This window comes from Paracoccaceae bacterium Fryx2 (genome assembly GCA_032334235.1).
Classification (GTDB): domain Bacteria; phylum Pseudomonadota; class Alphaproteobacteria; order Rhodobacterales; family Rhodobacteraceae; genus JAVSGI01.
This window is the reverse complement of the sequence record JAVSGI010000005.1, coordinates 470,797-492,957: the sequence shown is the minus strand read 5'-3', so window position 1 is coordinate 492,957 and position 22,161 is coordinate 470,797. Positions and strand designations below refer to the sequence as shown.

The 22,161-nt window shown below is 66.9% G+C and carries 21 protein-coding genes and 1 pseudogene; 9 read left to right on the top strand and 13 right to left on the bottom strand.

Annotation, left to right across the window (positions count from 1 at the left end; all coding sequences use genetic code 11):
• The first annotated feature begins 107 nt into the window (after positions 1–107).
• Positions 108–500: a hypothetical protein gene (locus RNZ50_11605; GenBank protein MDT8855647.1), complete on the top strand. Its 393-nt coding sequence runs from the start codon at positions 108–110 to the stop codon at positions 498–500.
• On the opposite strand, the gene RNZ50_11600 is transcribed toward RNZ50_11605, so the two are convergent.
• Positions 497–1,672, bottom strand: a complete 1,176-nt coding sequence (locus RNZ50_11600) for a M20 aminoacylase family protein (GenBank protein ID MDT8855646.1) — start codon at positions 1,670–1,672, stop codon at positions 497–499. The genes RNZ50_11605 and RNZ50_11600 overlap by 4 nt on opposite strands.
• Positions 1,673–1,735: 63 nt before the next feature.
• On the opposite strand from RNZ50_11600, the gene mazG reads away from it, so the two are divergent.
• From mazG to RNZ50_11585, 3 genes are all read left to right on the top strand, one after another.
• Complete coding sequence (gene mazG, locus RNZ50_11595; GenBank protein ID MDT8855645.1) at positions 1,736–2,578, top strand: nucleoside triphosphate pyrophosphohydrolase; 843 nt, start codon at positions 1,736–1,738, stop codon at positions 2,576–2,578.
• Positions 2,579–2,776: 198 nt separating this feature from the next.
• Positions 2,777–3,784: a Fe(3+) ABC transporter substrate-binding protein gene (locus tag RNZ50_11590; protein ID MDT8855644.1), complete on the top strand. Its 1,008-nt coding sequence runs from the start codon at positions 2,777–2,779 to the stop codon at positions 3,782–3,784.
• Positions 3,785–3,900: 116 nt separating this feature from the next.
• Positions 3,901–4,845: a nucleoside hydrolase gene (locus tag RNZ50_11585; protein ID MDT8855643.1), complete on the top strand. Its 945-nt coding sequence runs from the start codon at positions 3,901–3,903 to the stop codon at positions 4,843–4,845.
• A gap of 77 nt (positions 4,846–4,922) precedes the next feature.
• Here the strand turns inward: RNZ50_11585 and phoB are convergent, their stop codons facing one another.
• From phoB to RNZ50_11550, 7 genes are all read right to left on the bottom strand, one after another.
• Positions 4,923–5,615 (bottom strand): phosphate regulon transcriptional regulator PhoB, encoded by a 693-nt coding sequence (gene phoB, locus RNZ50_11580; GenBank protein MDT8855642.1) that lies wholly within the window; start codon positions 5,613–5,615, stop codon positions 4,923–4,925.
• Between the two features lie 14 nt (positions 5,616–5,629).
• The gene (gene phoU, locus RNZ50_11575; protein MDT8855641.1) at positions 5,630–6,349 is read right to left on the bottom strand and encodes a phosphate signaling complex protein PhoU; all 720 of its coding nucleotides are present in this window, start codon (positions 6,347–6,349) and stop codon (positions 5,630–5,632) included.
• An 11-nt stretch (positions 6,350–6,360) separates the two neighbouring features.
• Complete coding sequence (pstB, locus tag RNZ50_11570) at positions 6,361–7,158, bottom strand: phosphate ABC transporter ATP-binding protein PstB (protein ID MDT8855640.1); 798 nt, start codon at positions 7,156–7,158, stop codon at positions 6,361–6,363.
• Between the two features lie 16 nt (positions 7,159–7,174).
• Positions 7,175–8,464 (bottom strand): phosphate ABC transporter permease PstA, encoded by a 1,290-nt coding sequence (gene pstA, locus RNZ50_11565; protein MDT8855639.1) that lies wholly within the window; start codon positions 8,462–8,464, stop codon positions 7,175–7,177.
• A gap of 10 nt (positions 8,465–8,474) precedes the next feature.
• On the bottom strand, positions 8,475–9,851 hold the full coding sequence (gene pstC, locus RNZ50_11560) for a phosphate ABC transporter permease subunit PstC (protein ID MDT8855638.1): 1,377 nt from the start codon (positions 9,849–9,851) through the stop codon (positions 8,475–8,477).
• Positions 9,852–9,924: 73 nt separating this feature from the next.
• Positions 9,925–10,971, bottom strand: coding sequence for a substrate-binding domain-containing protein (locus tag RNZ50_11555; protein MDT8855637.1), 1,047 nt, complete (start codon positions 10,969–10,971; stop codon positions 9,925–9,927).
• 135 nt (positions 10,972–11,106) lie between these two features.
• Complete coding sequence (locus RNZ50_11550; protein MDT8855636.1) at positions 11,107–12,147, bottom strand: ATP-binding protein; 1,041 nt, start codon at positions 12,145–12,147, stop codon at positions 11,107–11,109.
• 230 nt (positions 12,148–12,377) lie between these two features.
• Between RNZ50_11550 and RNZ50_11545 the strand changes: the two genes are divergently transcribed.
• Positions 12,378–12,773 (top strand): hypothetical protein, encoded by a 396-nt coding sequence (locus tag RNZ50_11545; protein ID MDT8855635.1) that lies wholly within the window; start codon positions 12,378–12,380, stop codon positions 12,771–12,773.
• 3 nt (positions 12,774–12,776) lie between these two features.
• Here RNZ50_11545 and RNZ50_11540 read toward each other — a convergent pair whose 3' ends face one another.
• The 4 genes from RNZ50_11540 to RNZ50_11525 form a co-directional block, all read right to left on the bottom strand.
• The gene (locus tag RNZ50_11540; GenBank protein MDT8855634.1) at positions 12,777–13,964 is read right to left on the bottom strand and encodes an aminotransferase class I/II-fold pyridoxal phosphate-dependent enzyme; all 1,188 of its coding nucleotides are present in this window, start codon (positions 13,962–13,964) and stop codon (positions 12,777–12,779) included.
• Between the two features lie 154 nt (positions 13,965–14,118).
• Positions 14,119–14,637 (bottom strand): gamma carbonic anhydrase family protein, encoded by a 519-nt coding sequence (locus tag RNZ50_11535; GenBank protein ID MDT8855633.1) that lies wholly within the window; start codon positions 14,635–14,637, stop codon positions 14,119–14,121.
• Complete coding sequence (gene gmk / locus RNZ50_11530; GenBank protein MDT8855632.1) at positions 14,634–15,281, bottom strand: guanylate kinase; 648 nt, start codon at positions 15,279–15,281, stop codon at positions 14,634–14,636. Before gmk ends, RNZ50_11535 begins: the two co-directional genes overlap by 4 nt.
• 2 nt (positions 15,282–15,283) lie before the next feature.
• Entirely contained in the window at positions 15,284–16,180 is an 897-nt protein-coding gene (locus tag RNZ50_11525; protein ID MDT8855631.1) for a YicC/YloC family endoribonuclease, read from the bottom strand.
• 301 nt (positions 16,181–16,481) lie between these two features.
• Here RNZ50_11525 and RNZ50_11520 point away from each other — a divergent pair, with 301 nt between their 5' ends.
• Positions 16,482–17,117, top strand: coding sequence for a PAS domain-containing protein (locus RNZ50_11520; protein ID MDT8855630.1), 636 nt, complete (start codon positions 16,482–16,484; stop codon positions 17,115–17,117).
• A gap of 34 nt (positions 17,118–17,151) precedes the next feature.
• On the opposite strand, the gene RNZ50_11515 is transcribed toward RNZ50_11520, so the two are convergent.
• The gene (locus RNZ50_11515) at positions 17,152–18,522 is read right to left on the bottom strand and encodes a 3-deoxy-7-phosphoheptulonate synthase class II (protein MDT8855629.1); all 1,371 of its coding nucleotides are present in this window, start codon (positions 18,520–18,522) and stop codon (positions 17,152–17,154) included.
• 155 nt (positions 18,523–18,677) lie between these two features.
• On the opposite strand from RNZ50_11515, the gene RNZ50_11510 reads away from it, so the two are divergent.
• The 3 genes and pseudogenes from RNZ50_11510 (at position 18,678) to RNZ50_11500 (ending at position 22,095) form a co-directional block, all read left to right on the top strand.
• A complete protein-coding gene (locus RNZ50_11510) occupies positions 18,678–19,697 on the top strand; it encodes a GlxA family transcriptional regulator (protein MDT8855628.1) in 1,020 nt (339 codons plus the stop codon).
• 306 nt (positions 19,698–20,003) lie between these two features.
• On the top strand, positions 20,004–21,188 hold the full coding sequence (locus RNZ50_11505; protein ID MDT8855627.1) for an ABC transporter substrate-binding protein: 1,185 nt from the start codon (positions 20,004–20,006) through the stop codon (positions 21,186–21,188).
• A 125-nt stretch (positions 21,189–21,313) separates the two neighbouring features.
• Positions 21,314–22,095: pseudogene (locus RNZ50_11500) on the top strand (ABC transporter ATP-binding protein).
• Positions 22,096–22,161 lie beyond the last annotated feature (66 nt).

The following is a 22,161-nucleotide window of genomic DNA, read 5'->3' as shown; positions in this document are numbered from 1 at the left end:
TTGCGTCTTGGCGGCAATGTCCACAGGCCGGGGCCTGCGCGGGCGTTGACTGTTGCCGCAGCGCGGCGTCTGATCGGGGCAGGCCCATCGTTGAAACGGGGAAGTCGATGCCCGTCCTGCTGACTGCCGCCTTTCGCTATCTTGCCATCGTGTTCGCGGCGGCCTTCGCGCTGGGGGTTCTTCGGGTGCTGGTCGTGGCACCGCGGATCGGCGAGGTGGCGGCGGTGCTGCTGGAAGTGCCGCTGGTGCTGGCGATTTCATGGGTGGTCGCGGGGCATACCCTGCGGCGCTGGCCCGGTGTGGCGCGGCCCGGGGCGGCGCTCGGCATGGTCGCGCTGGCCTTCATGATGCTTATGGCGGGCGAGGCCCTGCTGTCGGTCCTGGTCTTCGGCGTGCCATTCGGCGCCTATCTGGCCGCGATGCTGCGCCCGGCGGGGCTGATCGGGCTGGCGGGGCAGATCGGCTTTGCCCTGATCCCCCGCCTGCGGGCCGGGCGCTAGACCGGCGGCTGCGCCCGTTCCACCAGACGGGCAAAGAAGCTGGCGCCGATCGGGGCGGCCTCGTCGTTGAAATCGAAGGCGGCATGGTGCAGCCCCGCCCCCGGCCCGGTGCCGAGAAACAGGTAGGCCCCCGGCCGCGCCTCGAGCATGTAGGAAAAATCCTCCGCCCCCATTTCGCGTGTCGCCTGCGCATCGACGCCGCCCGTGCCCGAGATTTCCCGTGCCACCCCGGCGGCAAACTCGGTCTGGTCGGGATGGTTGACGGTCGGCGGATAGCCCAGTTCATAAACCACCCGCGCCTGAACCCCATAGGCCGCCGCATGGCCCGCCACGATCTCGCGGAACCGCTTTTCGGCCAGCTTGCGCACCTCGGGCGAAAAGCTGCGGATCGTGGCGCAGAACCACGCCTCTTCCGGGATGATGTTCGAGGCGGTGCCGGAATGGATCTGCGTCACCGACACCACCAGTTCGTCCAGCGCAAAGACGTTGCGGCTGACGATGGTCTGCAAGGCGCCGATCATCCCCACCGCCGCCGGAATCGGGTCGATGCATTCGTGCGGCGTGGCGCCATGCCCGCCCTTGCCCGCCAGGGTAACCCAGGCGGTATCGACCGCCGCCATCAGCGGCCCCGGCGTGGTGACGAACTTGCCGAACGGCACGTTGGGCGCGTTGTGGATGCCATAGACCTGGCTGATCCCGAAACGGTCCATCACGCCTTCGCGCACCATCACCTCGCCGCCGCCGCCGTCCTCCTCGGCGGGCTGGAACAGAAGCGCCACCCGGCCGGAAAAATGCCGCGTCTCGCACAGGTATTTCGCCGCACCGAGCAGCATCGTCACATGGCCGTCATGGCCGCAGGCGTGCATCCGCCCCGGCACCTGCGAGGCATAGGGCTTGCCGGTGATCTCGACAATCGGCAGCGCATCCATGTCGGCGCGCAGGCCGATGGTCGGCCCGCCATCCGCCGCCCCGCCCTGCCCCCGGATGATCGCCACCACCCCCGAGGTCGCGATGCCGGTGTGAATCTCGTCCACCCCGAAGGCGCGCAGCCGTTCGGTGATGAAGGCCGCCGTGGCGTGGCAGTCGAACTCCAGTTCCGGATGCTGGTGCAGATGCCTCCGCCAGCCCTTCATCTCTTCCGCATAGGCGGCGATCCGGTTGACGACGGGCATGATGGACTCCTTGGCTCGGACATGGCTAGGAGATGACAGAACCGCAAATCCGGAGCCGCCGCAATGCCCCATCGCCCCCTGCCCCTGCCTGCCAGCGCGGCCCTGATCGCCGATCCCGAGGGTGGTGTGCCGCGCTTGCTGGAAATCATGTCCCGCCTGCGCGACCCCGAGACCGGCTGCCCCTGGGACATCGCGCAGGATTTCGCCTCGATCGCGCCCTATACCATCGAGGAAGCGCACGAGGTCGCCGACGCCATCGACCGCCGCGCCTGGGCCGATCTGGAGGGCGAGCTGGGCGACCTGCTGCTGCAGACCGTCTATCACGCGCAGATCGGCGCCGAGGCCGGTCTGTTCAGCTTCGACAGCGTCACCCGCAGCATTGCCGACAAGATGGTGGCGCGCCATCCGCATGTGTTCGGCGCCGAAAGCCGCGACAAGACCCCCGACCAGCAGACCGCCGACTGGGAACGGCTGAAGGCCGCCGAACGCGCCGGGCGCGCCGAGGGCCGGGTGCTCGACGGCGTGGCGCTGGGCCTGCCCGCCCTGACCCGCGCGGTGAAACTGCAAAAGCGCGCGGCACGGGTCGGGTTCGACTGGCCGTCAACCGATCAGGTGCTCGACAAGATGATGGAAGAGGCCGCCGAACTGGTGCAGGCCCGCGACAGCATGACCGAGGCCGAGGTGGCAGAGGAGTTCGGCGACCTGCTGTTCGTCATGGCCAACCTCGCCCGCCACCTGAAGGTCGATCCCGAGGCCGCGCTGCGCGCCGCCAACGCCAAGTTCACCCGCCGCTTCGGCCGCATCGAGGACTGGCTGGCCGAAGACGGCAAGACCCCGGCCGACAGCGATCTGGCCGAAATGGACGCGCTGTGGAACCGCGCCAAGGCCGAGGAACGGATGCGCTGACCCGCGCCGCGCCTGTTGCCGATTCAGAGCCTCCGGCGGGGATGTTTTGGCCAAGATGAAGGGAGGTTCCGGCTTCACCTTGGCCAAAACATCCCCGCCGGAGGCTCTTTTTTTACCTTACCACTTCACTCAACTATTGACCCGTTGAAACGACTCATGTTTAACCTCGCCCATATTCCCGACTAAAGGTCTCCGGTAATGACCCTTCGCACGCCACTTCTTGCCCTTGCGCTCTGCTCGACCGCGCTGCCCGTGCTGGCAGACGAGGTGAACATCTATTCCCACCGGCAGCCCGAACTGCTGCAACCGCTGATCGACGCCTTCACGGCGGAAACCGGCATCGCGGTGAACGTGGCCTTTGTTGACAAGGGCATGGTCGAACGGCTGGTGGCCGAGGGCGACCGCAGCCCGGCCGATCTGGTGCTGACCGTCGACATCGCCCGCCTGATGCAGGTGGTCGATGCCGGGGTGACGCAAGCCGTGCAGTCCGACGTGCTGGAGGCCAACATCCCCTCCGCCTTCCGCGACCCGGCCGACCAGTGGTTCGGCCTGACCAGCCGCGCCCGCATCGTCTATGCCGCCAGGGACCGCGTGGCGGATGGCGAGGTGACGACCTACGAAGACCTGGCGTCGGACAAATGGAAGGGGCGGCTCTGCACCCGGTCGGGCACCAACGACTACAACGTGGCGCTGGCCGCCGCGATGCTGGCCCACAAGGGGCCCGAGGCGACGAAGACCTGGCTGGAGGGGCTGAAGGCCAATCTCGCCAAGAAACCCGACGGCGGCGACCGCGATCAGGTCAAGGCGATCTGGGCCGGGGAATGCGATATCAGCCTCGGCAACACCTACTACATGGGGCAGATGATGGGGTCCGAAGAACAGAAGGCCTGGGCAGACTCGGTCCGCATCGTGTTTCCGGTGTTCGAGGGGGATGGCACCCACATGAACATCTCGGGCGTCGCGATGACCAAGGCCGCGCCGAACAAGCCGGCGGCGCTGACGCTGATGGAATGGCTGTCGTCGGATGCAGCACAAGCGATCTATGCCGAAACCAACCACGAGTTTCCGGTGAAACCCGGCGTGCCGCTGTCGGCGCTGGTGGCCGGCTGGGGCAGCTTCACGCCCGACAGCCTCGGGTTGTCGGACGTGGCCGCCCAGCGGCCCGCCGCGCTGAAGCTGATCGAGGAAGTGAACTTCGACGGCTAAGCCGCTGGCAAGGCGCCGGAAACAGCGCCTGCCAAACCGTTTGCACCGGGGGGCGGGGTTTGCCGGATGGACAAACCCCGCCCCTTGCGCTTTCCTGCCCGCGACAGGAGACCGCCATGACAAAAGCCCGCAAGATCATCATCGACACCGACCCCGGACAGGACGACGCCGTGGCCATCCTGCTGGCGCTGGCCAGCCCCGAGGATCTGACGGTGCTGGGCATCACCGCCGTGGCGGGCAACGTGCCGCTGCCGCTGACCCAGCGCAACGCCCGCATCATCTGCGAACTGGCCGGTCGCCCGGAAACCCCGGTGTTCGCGGGCTGCGATGCCCCGATGCAGCGCAAGCTGGTCACGGCAGAGCAGGTGCATGGCAAGACCGGGCTCGACGGGCCGCAACTGGCCGACCCGGTGATGCCGCTGCAAGACATGCATGGCGTCGATTTCATCATCGAGACCCTGCGGCGCGAACCGGCACACAGCGTGACGCTCTGCCCGCTGGGGCCGCTGACCAACATCGCCACGGCATTTCGCCGCGCGCCCGACATCATCGGGCGGGTGCAGCAGGTCGTGCTGATGGGGGGGGCGTATTTCGAGGTCGGCAACACCACCCCCGCCGCCGAGTTCAATATCTACGTCGATCCGGAAGCCGCCGAGATCGTGTTCAAGTCAGGCGTGCCGCTGGTGGTGCTGCCGCTCGACGCCACCCACAAGGCCCTGACCAACCGCGCCCGGATCGAGGCACTCCGCGCCCTGGGCACCGAACCCGGCCGCATGGTGGCGGAATGGACCGATTTCTTCGAACGCTTCGACATGCGCAAATATGGCAGCGACGGCGCACCGCTGCATGACCCCTGCGTGATCGCCTACCTGATCCGCCCCGACCTGTTCACCGGCCGCCACATCAACGTCGAGATCGAGACTCAAAGCGAGCTCACGCTGGGCATGACGGTGGCCGACTGGTGGGGCGTCACCGACCGCGCGGCCAACGCGCTGTTCATCGGCGATGTCGATGCTGTCGGCTTCTATGCCCTGCTGACGGAACGGATCGGGAGGCTGTGACGCGGGCGCGGGCACCCCGCATCCCGCGCCAAAATCCTTCTAAGGATTTTGCAAAAGTTTTTGAAAACTTTTGCGCCCTACCCCAGCGCGTAGCCGGCGCCCCTCACCGTGCGCAGCGGGTCGTCGCCGCCGAACTGGCACAGCGCCTTGCGCAGCCGGCCGATGTGCACATCGACCGTGCGGGTGTCGACATAGATGTCGCGGCCCCAGACCCGGTCCAGCAGTTGTTCGCGGCTCCAGACCCGGCCCGGCTTTTCCATGAAGGTGGTCAGCAGGCGAAACTCGGTCGGACCCAGCTTCAGCACCTTGTCGGCGCGGAACACCCGGTGGGTTTCGGCGTCCAGCCGGATGTCGGCAAACTCCAGCACTACCCCCACCGCCGAGGGCCGGGTGCGGCGCAGTTGCGCCCGAACCCGCGCCATCAGTTCGACCACCGAATAGGGCTTGATCACATAGTCGTCGGCGCCGGTTTCCAGCCCGCGCACCCGGTCCACCTCCTCTGACCGTGCGGAAAGCATGATGATCGGCACGCCGCGCGTTTCCGGCCGGGTCTTCAGCCGGCGGCAGACTTCGATGCCCGAGACGTTGGGCAGCATCCAGTCCAGCACGATCAGGTCGGGTGCCATCTCGTCGACCAGCAGCAGCGCCTCCTCGCCATTCTCGGCGCGCGCCACCCGGTAGCCTTCGGCTTCCAGGTTGTAGGACAGCACTTCGCGCTGGGCCGGTTCGTCCTCGACCAGCAGCACCAGGGGTTGTTCCGCGCCAGCCATGCCCTGCACCCTGCTCATTCGCCGAGGCCGGAACGGCCCATTGCCATCAGGTCGGCTTTCGGCCGGGCTTCTTCCGGCAGCGATCCGGTCACGAGGTAAATCACCTGTTCGGCGATTCCGGTGGCATGGTCGCCCATGCGTTCGATGTTCTTGGCGATGAAATGCAGGTGCATGCAGGCGGTGATGTTGCGGGGGTCTTCCATCATGTGGGTCAGGAATTCGCGGAACAGCGCGTTGTACATCTGGTCCACGTCCTTGTCGCGCATCCGCACGTCGGCCGCCAGTTCGGCGTCGCGCTGGATATAGGCGTCGAGCGCGTCCTTCAGCTGCAGGGTCACGGTCTTGGCCATCCGGCGGATAGACCCGGCAGAGCCGCCGATCGGCGCCATCTGCGCCAGCACCGTCGAGCGTTTCGCCAGATTCTTGGCATAGTCACCGCAGCGTTCCAGACTGGCCGATATCTTCATCACTGTCAGCACGGTGCGCAGATCGCCCGCCGTGGGGGCGCGCAGGGCGATAACCCGCGCGCATTCGGTGTTGACCTGGTCTTCCAGCGTGTCGATCGCGGCATCGCCACGGCGCACCCGTTCCGACAGTTCCTCGTCGCGGGTTTCCAGTGCCTGGGCGGCGTCGAGCAGGGCGGCCTCGACCAGCCCGCCCATCTTCATGATCATGGCCTGGATCGCTTCCAGATCCCGGTCGAAGACCGAGGCGATGTGCTGTTCGTTGTGCATCATGGTCTCCCTCAGCCGATCCGGCCGGTGATGTAGGATTCGGTGCGCGGGTCCTTGGGATTGGTGAATATCTGCCCCGTCTCGCCGTATTCCACCAGATAGCCGAGGTGGAAGAAGGCGGTCCTCTGGCTGACCCGTGCCGCCTGCTGCATCGAGTGGGTGACGATCACCACCGAGAACTGGCTGCGCAGCTCGTCGATCAGTTCCTCGACCTGGGCGGTGGCGATCGGGTCGAGCGCCGAGCAGGGTTCGTCCATCAGCAGCACCTCGGGCGAGGTGGCGATGGCGCGCGCGATGCACAGGCGCTGCTGCTGGCCGCCAGACAGGCCGGTGCCGGGGCTGTCGAGCCGGTCCTTGACCTCGCCCCACAGGGCGGCGCGGCGCAACGACTTTTCAACGATCTCGTCCATTTCCGCCTTGTTGCGGGTCAGGCCGTGGATCTTGGGGCCATAGGAGACATTCTCATAGATCGACTTGGGGAAGGGGTTCGGCTTCTGGAACACCATGCCGACCCGTGCCCGCAGTTGCACCGGGTCGATGCGCGGGTCGTAGATGTCGTTGCCGTCCATGGTGATCGACCCGTCGACCCGGCAGGAATCGATGGTGTCGTTCATGCGGTTCAGGCAGCGCAGGAAGGTGGACTTGCCGCAGCCCGACGGGCCGATGAAGGCGGTCACCGTCTTGTCGAGCACGTCGACGTTCACATCCTTCAGCGCATGGTTGGTGCCGTAATGCACTTGCACGTTGCGTGCCATGATCTTGGTGCGGCTCACGTCCACGTCTCTCTCCAGAATTCGCATGTCGTTCATCGGGCAGGCTCCTGTCTTACCACTTCCGCTCGAAACGCGAGCGCAGGAAAATGGCGAGGGCATTCATGGCGATCAGGAAACCCAGCAGGACCAGGATCGCGGCGGACGTGCGGCTGACGAAGCCGCGCTCGGGGCTGTCGGCCCAGATGAAGATCTGGGTCGGCAAGGCGGTGGCGCTGTCGAAGGGCGTGCCCGGGGCGGCGGTGATGAAGGCGTTCATCCCGATCAGCAGAAGCGGCGCGGTTTCCCCCAGCGCCTGTGCCAGGCCGATGATGGTGCCGGTCAGGATGCCGGGAAGCGCCAGCGGCAAGACGTGGTGGAACACCACCTGCTGCTTGCTGGCCCCCACCCCCAGCGCCGCTTCGCGAATGCTGGGCGGCACGGCCTTCAGCGCGGCCCGGGTGGCGATGATGATGGTCGGCAGCGTCATCAGCGCCAGCGTCAGCCCGCCCACGAAGGGGGCTGACCGCGGCATCCCGAACCAGCCCAGAAACACCGCCAGCGCCAGCAGACCGAACACCACCGAGGGCACCGCTGCAAGGTTGTTGATGTTGATCTCGATGAAATCGCTGATCTTGTTCTTGGGCGCGAATTCCTCGAGGTAGATCGCCGCGCCGATCCCGATCGGGAAGGACAGCAGGAAACAGGTCATCAGCGCATAGAACGAACCGACCAGCGCGCCCTTCAGGCCCGCCAGTTCGGGAAAGCGGCTGTCGGCGTTGGTGAACAGCGCCCAGTTGAACGGCTTCGACACCCGCCCGTCTGCCACCAGCGCGTCGAAGGCGGCGATCTGGGCGTTGGACAGGCGGCGGTTCTGTTCGGGCGTTTCGCGGTCGATCAGGCCCTTGTTCAACTGGTCGTAGGGGTCGGACACCGGCACCTTCATCGTTATGGTCCGCCCGATCAGGGTCGGGTCGGCAACCACGCGGTCGCGCAGCGAGAACTGTGCCGCGTTCGACAGGATGTCGGCCAGATCCTTCGGCCTGGCTTCGGAAAAGGTCGGCAGGGTGGCGGTCATCGCATCCTGCATCAGCCCGCGATAGTTGCCTCTCGCGATCTGGTCGGCTTTCACCCGATCCTCCGTCACCGGAAAGTCGATGGTGACATGGGTCTGGGTGAAGGCCCGCCAGCCGGTCGAAACCAGCGACGAGACCAGCAGGAACAGCATCAGGAAGGCGATGCCCATCGCGCCAAGGCCCAGCGATTTCAGCACCAGTTCCGAGCGGTGGCGCTTCTTGACGTTGGCCGCCGCGCGGGGCGAGGCCCAGGGTTTGTCGGCCGCGCCGTCGGGGGTGATGTCGGTCATCTTGGCGTCCTCAATCGTAGATTTCGCGGTATTTGCGGACGATCCGCAGCGCGAAGATGTTGATGCCCAGCGTCACGATGAACAGCATCAGGCCAAGGGCGAAGGCCGCCAGCGTCTTGGGATTGTCGAAAGAGGTGTCGCCGATCAGCAGCGTGACGATCTGCACGGTGACGGTGGTCACGCTGTCCAGAGGGTTGATGGTCATGGTGGCGATCAGACCCGCGGCCATCACCACGATCATGGTTTCCCCCACGGCGCGGCTGACGGCCAGCAGGATGCCGCCCACGATGCCCGGAATGGCGGCCGGGAACAGCACGTTCAGCACGGTTTCGGCCCGGGTGGCCCCCAGTGCCAGACTGCCGTCGCGCAGGGACCGCGGCACCGCCGAAAGCGCGTCATCGGCAAAGGACGAGATGAACGGGATCAGCATGATCGCCATCACCCCCCCGGCCGCAAGCGCGGTGTTGGGCGACATGGCGATGCCCCAGTCGGCAGCGCCGGCGCGCAGGGCCGGGGCCACGGTCAGCACCGCGAAGAAGCCGTAAACCACGGTCGGAATGCCCGCGAGAATCTCCAGCAGCGGCTTGGCAAAGGACCGGAATCCCGGTGAGGCGAATTCGTTCAGGTAGATCGCGGAAAACAGCCCGATGGGCGTCGCGATCGCCATCGAGATCACGGTGATCACCATGGTGCCCAGGATGACCGGCAGCCAGCCGAAGGCCCCTGCCCCCGCGATCTGGTCGGCGCGCATCGGGATCTGCGGTTCCCAGTTGGTGCCGAACAGGAACTCGGTCACCGGAACCATGCTGAAGAAGCGGTAGCTTTCGAACACCAGCGACAGCACGATGCCGACCGTGGTGAAGATCGCGACCGAGGAACAGAAGATCATCAGCCCGAGGATGATACGCTCCACCCCCTGCCGGGCGCGGAAGTCGGCCCTGACCCGCGAGAAGGCAAAGAACAGCGCGGCGGCGATGATGGCCGAAAGGCCCGCGATCATCAGCCAGCTTGCGGCGGCCCGCAGCGCGGTCATGTACTCGGCGGCCTCGATCTTCCACGGCGCGGGCGTGCCGAAAACCCTTCCAGCCGCCAGCGAGGAAATCTCGGTCAGCACCAGATTGACCGCCCCGTCGTCAAGCCCGCTCAGCACATCGGCGGGCAGGCTGCCCATCACCATCTGGTTGATGACGGTGCCCTGGAACAGGATCCAGAGCACAAGGAACACGAAGCCCGGAACCAGCACCAGCAGGCTTGAAAAGCCGCCGTGGTAATTGGTCAGGGAGTGCATCGGCGCGCCGGTTGCGCGGATCGACCGTGCCGCCCGGCGGTTCAGGATGAAGCCCAGCAGAGAGGCGGTAAGAAGCAGCAGGAAAGCCAGGCCGGTCATGCGCAGAGCCCCGGTTGATGGTCTGAAAAGGCCGCCCGCGGGAATCGCGGGCGGCCGGTCGGTTCGGATCGGCTTACTTTTCGGGCGCGGTCATGTTCACGGCGTCGAGGGCGACCGTCTGCACGCCGCCGATCAGGTCGGCACCCAGCGGGGTCAGGCCACGCTCTTCCATGTAGCCGCCCGCTGCCATCGCCTCGTCCGACACGAATTCGGTGACGAATTCGTTCAGGCCCGGGATGACGCCACGGTGGGCGTTCTTGATGTAGACATAGAGCGGACGCGCCACGCCATAGGTGAAGTCGGCAATGGTTTCTTCCGAGGGGGCCACGCCGTTGATCGAGATGCCCATCAGCTTGTCGTTGTTCTCGTAGAGGAACGAATAGCCGAAGATGCCGACGGCGGTCGGGTCGGCTTCAAGGCGCTGCACGATCAGGTTGTCGTTCTCGCCGGCTTCGACGAACGGGCCGTCCTGGCGCATCCGCGAGCAGGATTCGGTGACGAACTTGGCCTGGGCTTCCTTGTCCATCGCCTTGACGTAGTCGAACTCCTTGCAGCCGTCATGCAGGGCCAGTTCGACGAAGGCATCGCGGGTGCCCGAGGTCGGCGGCGGGCCATAGGCCAGGATCGCCACGTCCGGCAGCGAGGGGTCGATTTCCGACCATTTCATGTAGGGGTTGGCAACCCAGGCGCCGTCCACTTCAACCTCGGCGGCCAGCGCCTGGTAGATCTGCTTTTCGGTCAGCGCCCAGTCGTGCGGGGTGGCGCGCGAAATGGCGAGCGACAGGCCGTCATAGCCGATCATCAGTTCGGAGATGTCGGTCACGCCGTTCTTGATGCAAAGGTCGTATTCCGATTTCTTGATGGCGCGCGATGCGCCGGCAACATCGGCAAAACCTTCGCCCACGCCTTCGCAGAACACCTTGAAGCCACCGCCGGTGCCGGTCGATTCGACGACGGGAGCCGCCATGCCGGTGTCATTGGAGAAGTTCTCGGCAGCGGCCTGGCTGTAGGGGAACACGGTCGAGGAACCGACAACGCGGACCTGGTCGCGCGCGGCGGCGGCGGTCACGGACGCGGCGGCAATGGCCAGCGTCGATACGGTGAGTTTCATGAAGGACATGGATTTCTCCTGGTATGGGTCAGAGCGACCGCCTGACTGGCGATCCCGACCCTGCGTCTAGGTGGCCTTGGACACGCTTTTGCGACGGTTTTGTAACAGTTTCATGAAGGCCGCCCGCCCGACCCGCCGCGCCGGTCAATTTTCCGGCAGGATCACGGTGAAACGGCTGCCCTTGCCGCGCACCGACTCGATGCGGAAGCGGCCGCGGTGGCGGTGGACGATGTGCTTGACGATCGCCAGCCCCAGCCCGGTGCCGCCCTTCTCGCGCGAGCGGTGGTTGTCGACCCGGTAGAACCGCTCGGTCAGGCGCGGCAGATGCACCTCGTCGATGCCCTCGCCACGGTCGATCACGTCGATCCGCACCGCCGGGCCGCGCAGGGCCGGATCGCGCTGCCCCCGGCTGACATCGATGGTGACCGGCTTGCCCGGCCCGCCGTATTTCACGGCGTTTTCAATCAGGTTCTGGAAAACCTGCGTCATCTGGTCGGCGTCGGCGGGCAGGATCAGCGGCCCCGCGATCCCGGTCACCTCGATCACCACGCCTGCTTCCTCGGCCATCGGGCGCAGCGCGGTCACGGCCATGCCCAGGATCGCCGCAAGGTCGATCCGCTCGGTCGGGCGCTGGCGTTCCTCGGCCTCGACCCGGCTCAGCTGCAGCAGATCGCGCACCAGCCGGTTCATCCGGCCGGCCTCGCGTTCCATGATGGTCAGAAACCGGGCGCGCGCCACCGCATCGTCGCGCGCGGCGCCCTTCAGCGTCTCGATGAATCCGACCAGCGCGGTCAGCGGCGTGCGCAGCTCGTGGCTGACATTGGCCACGAAATCGCGGCGCATCTGGCCGATCTGCTGCTGCTCGGTGATATCCTCGAACACGCACAGCGCGCCGCTGAGCCCCTCGCCCGCCACCGGCGTCACGGTGACACGGTAGGTGATCTCGTGCGTCGGTCCGGTGACCAGATGCCGCGCCTGCCCGGCTTCGCCCCGCATCAGCGCGCCCTCGATCACCGACTGCAGGCCGGGCTGGCGCATGGCGATCACATGATGCCGACCGACGATTCCCGCCCCGAACAGTTCCACCGCCGGCGCGTTTGCCGCCACGATCTTCTCGCTTTGGCCGATCAGCACCAGCGGCAGCGGCACCGCCTCCAGCATCGTGCGTACAAGCTGCCCGTCCATGGCTTCAGCCCTTCCCTTCACATCGCCCCTGGCGCCCGTTGCGGCTTGCCGGGTGCCCCTTAACCGCATCTTAATAACGGCGCAGGATGGGGGCTTGCCAGTGCTGATGACCCGAATTACCCTTTGACGTGTAGCGCGTGACTGCTTGCCAATCCAAGGGTGTATCGTTCGCCCGCTTTCCCGCCACATCACCCTGGACGTCCACATGCCACACCGATTCTGGACCCGACATGGCCGCTACTGGCAGCAAGGGTAGCTTTCCGCCCTTCCGCCCCGGGGCATCAAGCCCGGAAGGCGCCGGTCCAGAAGTCTGTCTTGTCATCGAATCCCCCGAAGCCCTGGCGCTGATCCGGCTGCTGCCGGACCGGCCATCGGTGGTGGTGGCCCGCCACGGCTCGCTCGACCGCGACCTGCTGGCGCGCGTGGCGCCCGACCGGGTGGTGTTTCCGCTGGTCGGCACCGGGTTCGATGCGCTGCACATGGTCGTCCTGCTGAACGGCCTGGGCTACGGGGGCCTGGCCTGCGCCGTCACCGGCCCGCTGCCCGACCGTGCCATGGTCGAACGCGAACTGCGCGCCCATGCGCCCGGTCTGAACTTCCACATCGTGGAACTGCGGTCGGCCTGACCGCTAGCCTGCGGCCAGCGCGGCAGCCACCCCGGCGCTGAAATCGCGCGTCAGCAGCGCGATGTCCTCGACCCCGACCGAGATGCGGAAGAACCCTTCGCTGATCCCCACCGCGGCCCGCGCCGCCTCGGGCACCGCCCGGTGGCTGCTGGATGCGGGGTGCGAAAGCGTGGTGCCCACATCGCCCAGCGTCGGGGCAAACGCCAGGCCGGGCATGGCGCGGGTCAGGGCATTGGCCGCCTCGCGCCCGCCGTCCAGCTCGAATGACAGCATGTTGCCGCCCCGCGTGCCAAGCAGCGCCACGGCCCGCGCATGGTCGGGATGATCGGGGCGCAACGGATAGATCACCCGCCTGATGCCGCGCAACCCCGCCAGATGGCTGGCCAGGGCCGCCGCATTCTCCTCCGCCCGGTCATAGCGCAGATGAAAGCTGTAAAGCCCGCGCTCGGCCAGCCAGCAGTCGAACGGGCTTGGCGTCAGGCCGGTGGTGACCGCGAAGTCATAGACTGCCTTGCGATGGCCGGCATCCCGGCAGGCGACATAGCCCAGCGTCACGTCGGAATGCCCGGCCAGCAGCTTGGTCACCGAATGGATCACCACATCCGCGCCATGCTCGAACGGGCGCAGGCCGCGCGGCGTGCAGAAGGTGCTGTCCACCGCCAGCAACACGCCCCGCTCGCCGCAGAGCGCGGCGATGCCGGCCAGATCGGCCACCCGCAGCGTCGGGTTGGATACCACCTCGATCAGCACCATCTTCGTTTCAGGCCGCAGCGCCCGCGCCATCGCCGCGACATCGGTCGGGTCGGCAAGGCTGGTCGCGATGCCGAAGCGCGCCAGATCCTGCGTCATCAGCCGCAGCGACCGGCCGTAAAGCGTGTCGCCGCCCAGCACATGATCGCCTGCCGACAGCAGCCCCATCAGGCAGGCCGTCACCGCCGCCATGCCCGACCCGACGATCAGACCGCCCGTGGCCCCCTCCAGCGCGTCGATCTTGGCCGCCAGCACCTCGGCATTGGGGTGCCCCTCGCGGGCATAGGTGTAGCCTTTCACCTGCCCCGCATATTGCGCATCAAGCTGGTCGGGGCTGTCGGAGGCATAGACCACCGAGGGTTGCAGCGGCGTGCCGACCGGGCGGCTGACGCTTTCGGGCCAGGGCGTGCGGCGCACCAGGTTTTCGGGAATGTCGGACATCTGCAATCTCCTTTGGCACCATTCGTCGCACGCCCCGCGCGGCACCTCAAGCCCACACCCCGCACAGGCTGCCGGCGGGCGGCGAGGACCAAAATCCTTCGAAGGATTTTGCAAAAGTTTTGGAAAACTTTTGCGCTCCCGGCCCCGTCCGCGGTCAAACCGGCCGCAGCCCGTCCCGGAACCGCCGCATGTTGGCGCGGTAGCCTGCCGCCGACGCCAGCAGGCGCGCCTGCGCCTGCGCGTCCAGCACCCGCACCACCCGGCCCGGCGCGCCCATCACCAGCGAGCCATCGGGGATCTCTTTCCCCTCGGTCACCAGTGCCCCCGCCCCGATCAGGCAGCCGCGGCCGATCACCGCGCCGTTCAGCACCGTGGCGCCCATGCCGATCAGCGAGCCGTCGCCGATGGTGCAGCCGTGCAGCATCGCCCGGTGCCCGATGGTGCAATCTGCCCCGATGGTCAGCGGGTAGCCCATGTCGGTGTGCAGCACGCATGACTCCTGCACATTCGACCCGGCCCCGACCAGGATCGGCTCGTTGTCGCCGCGAAGGGTGGCGCCGAACCAGATCGAGACACCGGCCGCCAGCTTCACCCGCCCGATCAGGTTGGCATCGGGGGCAACCCAAGCCTCGGGGTCGATCTCGGGCACCAGCCCTTCCAGCGCATAGATCATCGCGTCTCGAACTCCTTGTTCAGGCCCCGCACGAAATCGGTCAGGGCCGGCTGGCGGTCGCGGCGCAGGCGTTCGGCCGACAGGATGGTGCGCAGCGCAGTCTCGGCATCGTCGATGTCGCGGTTGACCAGCACATAGTCATATTCGGCCCAGTGGCTGATCTCGTCACGGCTTTTTTCCATCCGCTCGGCGATCACCGCGTCGCTGTCCTGGGCGCGGCCGCGCAGGCGCTGCTCCAGTTCCGAGATCGACGGCGGCAGGATGAAGATCGACACCACGTCGCGGCCGAGGGCAGAGTTGCGGATCTGCTGGCCGCCCTGCCAGTCGATGTCGAACAGCGTGTCGCGCCCGTCGAGCAGCGCCTGTTCCACCGGGCCGCGCGGCGAGCCGTAGAGGTTGCCGAACACCTCGGCATGTTCGAGCATGTCGCCGGTCGCCACCATCGCCTCGAAATCGGGGCGCGAGCGGAAATAGTATTCGCGGCCATCGAGCTCGCCGCTGCGCGGGGCGCGGGTGGTGGCAGAGACCGAAAAGCGGATGCCCGGGTCCCACGCCATCAGCCGCCGCGCCAGCGTCGACTTGCCCGCCCCCGACGGCGACGACAGGATGAGCAGCAGCCCGCGGCGGCTGGGGGTCTGGGGCATGGTCATTCCACGTTCTGAACCTGTTCGCGCATCTGATCGATGACCGTCTTCAGGTCAAGCCCGATGCGGGTCAGCGCCAGCGCCTGCGCCTTGGAACACAGCGTATTGGCCTCGCGCATGAATTCCTGCATCAGGAAGTCGAACTTGCGCCCGACCGGCCCCGGTTCTTCCAGCAGCGCCCGCGCCGCCGCGACATGGGCCGCCAGCCGGTCAAGCTCCTCTGTCACATCCGACTTCACCGCCAGCAGCGCCAGTTCCTGCGCGATGCGCGTCGCATCCAGCCCTTCGGCGGCCGACAAGAGCCGCGCCAGCGCCTCGCGCAGGCTGGCCGCCGCCGCGTCGCGCCGGGCTTCGGCCTCGTGCGCCGCATCGGCCGTCAGGGCGGCGATGCGGTCTAGCTGTGCCGCGATCACCTGGGCCAGCGCCGCACCTTCGGCCCTGCGCATTGCCGCAAGCTCGGCCATCGCCCCCGGCAGGTCGGCCAGCAGGGCGGCGCGCAACGGGGCGGTATCATCCTCGGGGGCGGCCATTTCCAGCACGCCGCGCATCCCCAGCACCTCGGCCTGGCTGGCCTGCGACAGCGTCAGGCCCCGGTCCATCGCCGCCGCCTCGACCTCGGCCAGCGCCGACAGCACGGCGCGCAGCGTGGCGGTATTGACCCGCAGCGCCTCGGCCCCGTCGCCTGCGATGCGGTTGACCTTCAGCGTCAGATTGACATTTCCCCGAGACATGGCGCGGGTCACTTCGGCGCGCAGCGGCGCCTCCAGCCCGTCGATCCAGTCGGGCAGGCGCAGCCGCAGGTCCAGCCCCTTGCCATTGACCGACCGGATGTCCCAGAGCCATTCGTATCCGGCGCCCTGCGCCTTGCGGCTGGCAAATCCGGTCATCGAGGTGATCATCCCGCCTGTTCCTGTGTTGCTGCCGGCCGCCGCCGGCCGGGTTTACCATACTTGCAGATTTCTGCCACAACCGGGCGGAACCGTGTATCTTAAGAATTGAGTAACAAGTGTTGTTCTAGGGTTAACCCTGTTGTCGCCATTGCCCGGAACTTCCGGGCTTGGGTATCAGAGGCGCCGAGAGGCGGCAACCGGACCAAACCGGAACATCAGCGGTTCTGGAGTGTGTGAAATGGAGAAAACTGACATCGGCGGCGGGTGGCGCTGGCCACTCTCCGTCGGCAGGACTGGAACGGGGAAAGCCATGGGCTTTGCAATGATCGCCGAAGTCCGCGCCTATTGGGAGGCGCTGCGTGACGGGGCAGACCTGCCGCGCCGGGCGCAGATCGACCCGCGCGGCATCGAAGGGGCGCTGGAAAGCGCCTTTCTGCTGGAACGCGTCGCACCGGGCATCGCCCGGTTCCGTCTGGCGGGAATGCAGTTGAACGACCTGATGGGGATGGAGGTGCGCGGGATGCCGCTGTCCTCTTTCTTCGAGCCGGGCTCGCGCAACCGGATGGCCGAGGGGCTGGAGCAGGTCTTCAGCCTGCCCGGCGCACTCGAACTGCGGCTGGAGGCCGAGCGCAGCCTGGGCCGCCCGGCGCTGGAGGCGCGGATGCTGCTGCTGCCGCTGCGGTCCGAACGGGGGCCGGTGGACCTGGCGCTGGGCTGCCTTGCCTGCGAAGGCCAGATCGGGCGCAGCCCGCGCCGCTTTGCCATCGCCAGCCAGCTTGTGGAACGGCTGCAGTCGCCGGTGCCGGTCCGGCCCGCGCCGCAGCCCGACGCCCGGCCGCTGCGCAAGCCCGCCGCCGTGACCGGCATGTCCGAAGCGGCGGCGCCCTTCCGCCCGGCCCCGCCGCGCGGCAAGCCCAACCTGCGGCTGGTGAAATCGGACGAGTGAGGCGGGGCACGCAGCCCCGCCCTGACCGGCCTGGCTACAGCGCCATCCGGCGCTTTTCGGCACGCAGTTCCGAAAGTTCCTCGGCCACGAGGAAGGCCAGTTCCAGCGACTGGCTGGCGTTCAGACGCGGGTCGCAGGCGGTGTGGTAGCGGCTCGACAGATCCTCGTCGGTCACAGCGCGCAGGCCGCCGGTGCATTCGGTCACGTCCTTGCCGGTCATCTCGAAATGCACGCCGCCGGGGATGGTGCCCTCGGCCTTGTGGACGCCGAAGAACTCGCGCACCTCGCGCAGCACCTTGTCGAACGGCCGCGTCTTGTAGCCCGAGTCGGACTTGATGGTGTTGCCGTGCATCGGATCGCAGATCCAGGCGACATTGGCGCCTTCGCCGCGCACGGTCTGGATCAGTCGCGGCAGATGCTCGGCCACCTTGCCCGCGCCAAAGCGCACGATCAGCGACAGACGCCCCGGTTCATTTTCCGGGTTCAGCGTCGCCAGCAGCACCTTCAGGTCTTCGGCCGTCATGGAGGGGCCGCACTTCAGGCCGATCGGGTTCATCACCCCCCGGCAGAACTCGACATGCGCACCGTCGATCTGCCGGGTGCGGTCACCGATCCAGATCATGTGGCCCGAGCCCGCAAGTTGCTGGCCGGTCAGGCTGTCGGTCCGGCACAGCGCCTCTTCGTATTCCAGCAGCAGCGCCTCGTGGCTGGTATAGAAATCCACCGTGGCCAGTTGATGCACGTTGCTGCCATCGACGCCCGCCGCCGACATGAAGTCGAGAGCGTCGGAAATCCGGTTCGACAACTCGCGGTAGCGTTCGGCCTTGTCGTTCTCGGCAAAACCCAGCGTCCAGGAATGCACCCGGTGGATGTCGGCAAAGCCGCCGGTCGAAAAGGCGCGCAGCAGGTTAAGGCTGGCCGCCGCCTGGGTATAGGCCTGTAACATGCGCTGCGGGTCGGGGCGGCGCGCCGCCTCGGTCGGCTCGAAGCCGTGGATGATGTCGCCGCGGTAGGACGGCAGCGTGAGCCCGTCGATCACCTCGGTCGGGGCGGAACGCGGCTTGGCGAACTGCCCGGCCATGCGCCCGACCTTCACCACGGGCACCTTGGCGCCATAGGTCAGCACCACCGCCATCTGAAGCATCACGCGGAAGGTGTCGCGGATGTTGTCGGCGCTGAATTCGGCAAAGCTTTCGGCGCAGTCTCCGCCCTGCAGCAGGAACGCCTTGCCTTCGGCCACCTGGCCCAGCAGCTTCTTCAGCCGCCGCGCCTCGCCGGCAAAGACCAGCGGCGGATACTTGGCAAGCTGCGCCTCGACGGCGTTCAGTGCCGGGGTATCCGGGTAATCGGGCATCTGCACCCGCGGTTTCGCGCGCCAGTCCGATTTCTTCCAGCCCTTGGTCATGGGTCTTCTCCGAAGGTGAGCGGTATCGGGCGCGGTATAGGGGATGTCGGTGGCGAAAGCAAAGGGCGAAAGGCAGGAGCGACACAGCGATGGCCCTTGAAGGGGGCGCGAAACCCTGTATCGGTATCTCATAAACGACGCAAACAGGTCGCATGATGTCCAGCCCGCCGCGCAAAGCCACCCAGACCAGCAAGGACGCCGTGGCGCGGCGCTTTGTATTTCTGCTGCTGGACCGTTTCACGCTGCTGTCCTTTGCCGGGGCGATCGAACCCCTGCGCATCGCCAACCGGGTTTCGGGCGAAAACCTCTACCGCTGGGCGCTGGCGGGCGAAGGCGGCGACGCCATCGCCTGTTCCAACGGTGCCAGTTTCAAGCTGGACATGGGGCTGGACGAGATCGACCGCGACGACACCGTGCTGGTCTGCGGCGGCATCGACGTGCAGCGCGCCTCCAGCCGCGCGGTGATCGGCTGGCTGCGGCGCGAGGCGCGGCGCGGCGTGATCATCGGCGGCCTTTGCACCGGGGCCTATGCCGTGGCCAAGGCCGGGCTGCTGGACGGCAAGAAGGCGACGATCCATTGGGAAAACCAGGACGGCTTCCTTGAGGAATTCGAGGATGTGAAGCTGACCAAGTCGGTGTTCGTGATCGACGGCAACCGGCTGACCACCGCAGGGGGCACCTCGTCGATCGACCTGATGCTGAAGATCATCGCCACCGACCACGGCGACGAACTGGCCAACACCGTGGCCGACCAGCTGATCTATTCCGCGATCCGCACCGACCAGGACACGCAGCGCCTGTCGATCCCGACCCGGATCGGCGTGCGCCACCCCAAGCTGAGCCAGGTCATCCAGATGATGGAAGGCAACATCGAAGACCCGATGAGCCCGGCCGATCTGGCCGAAGAGGTCGGCATGTCGACCCGGCAGCTGGAACGGCTGTTCCGCCGTTACCTTAACCGCAGCCCCAAGCGCTATTACATGGAGTTGCGGCTGCAGAAGGCGCGCAACCTGCTGATGCAGACCGACATGAGCGTGATCAACGTCGCACTCGCCTGCGGCTTTGCCAGCCCTTCGCATTTCTCGAAATGCTACCGGGCGCATTACAACACCACCCCCTACCGCGAGCGCGGCACGCAAGGTGCCGTGGGCACCGGGGTGCGGCTGTCGATCTGAGGGGCGCGTGGCCGATGCTGCATGGGTATTTGAGCCAAGAAGAAACACAAGGGGGCAGCGCGGTGCGGCAGATTCGGCTGCGCGGGGGGGCCGGGCGGTCAGCGCGCGGGGAGGTTGGCGCTTCCGCCTGCGGGCGGGCCGGGCCGCGATGGCCGGGCGGTCGGGAAAACTCTGGGTTGAACGTCGGGCAGAACCCGTGGTCCCGCACCCAATTCCGCACCCCGCGCGCGCGTCAAGGGCGCTTTTCTTTTGATGCGCGGACCTCTAGGTTCTGATGAGGATTGCGATCCAACAAGGGAGTTAAAAATGAAAAAACTGCTGCTGGCCACCACCGCGACCGCCCTGCTTGCCGGCGCCGCAGGCGCGGAAGAGATCAAGATCGGCATCATCCTCGGCTTCACCGGCCCGCTGGAATCGATCACCCCCGCGATGGCGGCGGGGGCCGAGCTGGCGATGAAGGAAGTGACCGAGTCGGGCAAGCTGATGGGCGGATCGACCGTCGTGCCGGTGCGGGGCGACAGCACCTGCGTCGATGCCGCCGCCGCGACCGCTGCCGCCGAACGCCTGATCACCTCCGACAAGGTGATGGCGCTGATGGGGGCAGACTGTTCCGGCGTGACAGGGGCCATCCTGCAGAACGTGGCGCGGCCGAACGGGGTCGGGATGATCTCGCCTTCCGCCACCTCGCCCGCGCTGTCGTCGGCCGATGATGACGGGCTTTTCTTCCGCACCGCCCCGTCGGATGCGCGCCAGGGCGTCGTGATGACCGAAGTCATCATGGACAAGGGTTTCAAGACCGTGGCCCTGACCTACACCAACAACGATTACGGCAAGGGTCTGGCCGATGCCTTCCAGGCCGCTTTCGAGGCGGCGGGCGGCAAGATCACCATCTCGGCGTCACATGAGGACGGCAAGGCCGACTATTCCGCCGAGGTGGCGGCGCTGGCGGCGGCGGGCGGCGAGATTCTGGTCGTGGCGGGCTACACCGACCAGGGCGGCAAGGGCATCATCCAGGCCTCGCTCGACTCGGGTGCCTTCTCGCAGTTCGTGCTGCCCGACGGCATGGTGGGCCAGGCATTGGTCGACAGCATCGGGCCGGGGCTGAACGGGTCGTTCGGGCAATACCCCGGCACGGATTCGGCGGGTGCCGAGCTGTTCCAGGGCATGGCCGCCACGGCGGGCTTCGACGGCACCTCGGCCTTCGCGCCGGAAAGCTATGACGCCGCCGCGCTGATCATGCTGGCGATGGCCGCCGCCAATTCGACCAGCTCGAAGGACTGGTCGACCAAGGTGATGGATCTGGCGAACGCGCCGGGCGAGCAGATCTTCCCGGGCGAACTGGCCAAGGCGCTTGACCTGATCGCGGCGGGCACCGACATCGACTATGTCGGCGCGACTGCCGTGGAACTGATCGGGGCCGGCGAATCCGCGGGCAACTACCGCGAAATCGAGATCGGCGACGGCAAGATCAACACCGTGAAGTTCCGTTGATCGCCGGACCGCTGTGATATCGGCAACGGCCCGGGCAACCATCCCCGGGCCGTTGCCTTGAACAACAGCCCCGACGGCGCTGCGGCAACGCTGCGAAACGGCAAGGGCAAAGGGGAAACAACCAGATGATCGTGGTCGAGAATCTGCACAGGCATTTCGGCGGCTTCCGGGCCGTCGACGGTGCATCCATCGAGATCAGGTCCGGGTCGATCACCGGTCTGATCGGACCGAACGGCGCGGGCAAGACCACGCTGTTCAACGTGATCGCGGGCCGCCTGCCGCCGACATCCGGCCGGGTGACCATGGCGGGCGAGGACATCACCGGCCTGGCCCCGCACGAGCTGTTCCACAAGGGGCTGCTGCGCACCTTCCAGATCGCCCACGAATTCGGCTCGATGACCGTGCGCGAGAACCTGATGATGGTGCCCGCCCGGCAGTCGGCGAAACGCTGTGGAACGCATGGTTCCGCCGCGGCACCGTTTCCGCCGAAGAACGCCGCATCCGCGACAAGGCCGACGAGGTGCTTGAGTTCCTGACGATCAGCCATCTGGCCGAGGAACGCGCCGCCAACATCTCGGGCGGGCAGAAGAAGCTGCTGGAGCTTGGCCGCACCATGATGGTCGATGCGCGGATCGTGTTTCTCGACGAGGTCGGCGCCGGGGTGAACCGCACGCTGCTGAACACCATCGGCGATGCCATCGTGCGGCTGAACCGCGAGCGGGGCTATACCTTCTGCGTCATCGAGCACGACATGGATTTCATCGCGCGGCTTTGCGACCCGGTGATCTGCATGGCCGAGGGCAAGGTGCTGGCGCAGGGCACGGTGGACGAGGTGAAGAACGATGAACGGGTGATCGAGGCCTACCTCGGCACCGGGCTGAAGAACAAGGTGGTGGCGCATGGCTGACGGCTGCGCGGGATGCCGGAAGCCGGGGGCTGCCTGCCCCCGGACCCCCGGGGATATTTTTGCCAA

What these genes read in the sequence shown, in the direction of transcription:
- RNZ50_11605 (MDT8855647.1), top strand. Translation starts at nt 108, where the DNA reads ATGCCCGTCCTGCTGACTGCCGCCTTTCGCTATCTTGCCATCGTGTTC.
- RNZ50_11600 (MDT8855646.1), bottom strand. Translation starts at nt 1,672, where the DNA reads ATGCCCGTCGTCAACCGGATCGCCGCCTATGCGGAAGAGATGAAGGGC.
- mazG (MDT8855645.1), top strand. Translation starts at nt 1,736, where the DNA reads ATGCCCCATCGCCCCCTGCCCCTGCCTGCCAGCGCGGCCCTGATCGCC.
- RNZ50_11590 (MDT8855644.1), top strand. Translation starts at nt 2,777, where the DNA reads ATGACCCTTCGCACGCCACTTCTTGCCCTTGCGCTCTGCTCGACCGCG.
- RNZ50_11585 (MDT8855643.1), top strand. Translation starts at nt 3,901, where the DNA reads ATGACAAAAGCCCGCAAGATCATCATCGACACCGACCCCGGACAGGAC.
- phoB (MDT8855642.1), bottom strand. Translation starts at nt 5,615, where the DNA reads ATGGCTGGCGCGGAACAACCCCTGGTGCTGCTGGTCGAGGACGAACCG.
- phoU (MDT8855641.1), bottom strand. Translation starts at nt 6,349, where the DNA reads ATGCACAACGAACAGCACATCGCCTCGGTCTTCGACCGGGATCTGGAA.
- pstB (MDT8855640.1), bottom strand. Translation starts at nt 7,158, where the DNA reads ATGAACGACATGCGAATTCTGGAGAGAGACGTGGACGTGAGCCGCACC.
- pstA (MDT8855639.1), bottom strand. Translation starts at nt 8,464, where the DNA reads ATGACCGACATCACCCCCGACGGCGCGGCCGACAAACCCTGGGCCTCG.
- pstC (MDT8855638.1), bottom strand. Translation starts at nt 9,851, where the DNA reads ATGACCGGCCTGGCTTTCCTGCTGCTTCTTACCGCCTCTCTGCTGGGC.
- RNZ50_11555 (MDT8855637.1), bottom strand. Translation starts at nt 10,971, where the DNA reads ATGTCCTTCATGAAACTCACCGTATCGACGCTGGCCATTGCCGCCGCG.
- RNZ50_11550 (MDT8855636.1), bottom strand. Translation starts at nt 12,147, where the DNA reads ATGGACGGGCAGCTTGTACGCACGATGCTGGAGGCGGTGCCGCTGCCG.
- RNZ50_11545 (MDT8855635.1), top strand. Translation starts at nt 12,378, where the DNA reads ATGGCCGCTACTGGCAGCAAGGGTAGCTTTCCGCCCTTCCGCCCCGGG.
- RNZ50_11540 (MDT8855634.1), bottom strand. Translation starts at nt 13,964, where the DNA reads ATGTCCGACATTCCCGAAAACCTGGTGCGCCGCACGCCCTGGCCCGAA.
- RNZ50_11535 (MDT8855633.1), bottom strand. Translation starts at nt 14,637, where the DNA reads ATGATCTATGCGCTGGAAGGGCTGGTGCCCGAGATCGACCCCGAGGCT.
- gmk (MDT8855632.1), bottom strand. Translation starts at nt 15,281, where the DNA reads ATGCCCCAGACCCCCAGCCGCCGCGGGCTGCTGCTCATCCTGTCGTCG.
- RNZ50_11525 (MDT8855631.1), bottom strand. Translation starts at nt 16,180, where the DNA reads ATGATCACCTCGATGACCGGATTTGCCAGCCGCAAGGCGCAGGGCGCC.
- RNZ50_11520 (MDT8855630.1), top strand. Translation starts at nt 16,482, where the DNA reads ATGGGCTTTGCAATGATCGCCGAAGTCCGCGCCTATTGGGAGGCGCTG.
- RNZ50_11515 (MDT8855629.1), bottom strand. Translation starts at nt 18,522, where the DNA reads ATGACCAAGGGCTGGAAGAAATCGGACTGGCGCGCGAAACCGCGGGTG.
- RNZ50_11510 (MDT8855628.1), top strand. Translation starts at nt 18,678, where the DNA reads ATGTCCAGCCCGCCGCGCAAAGCCACCCAGACCAGCAAGGACGCCGTG.
- RNZ50_11505 (MDT8855627.1), top strand. Translation starts at nt 20,004, where the DNA reads ATGAAAAAACTGCTGCTGGCCACCACCGCGACCGCCCTGCTTGCCGGC.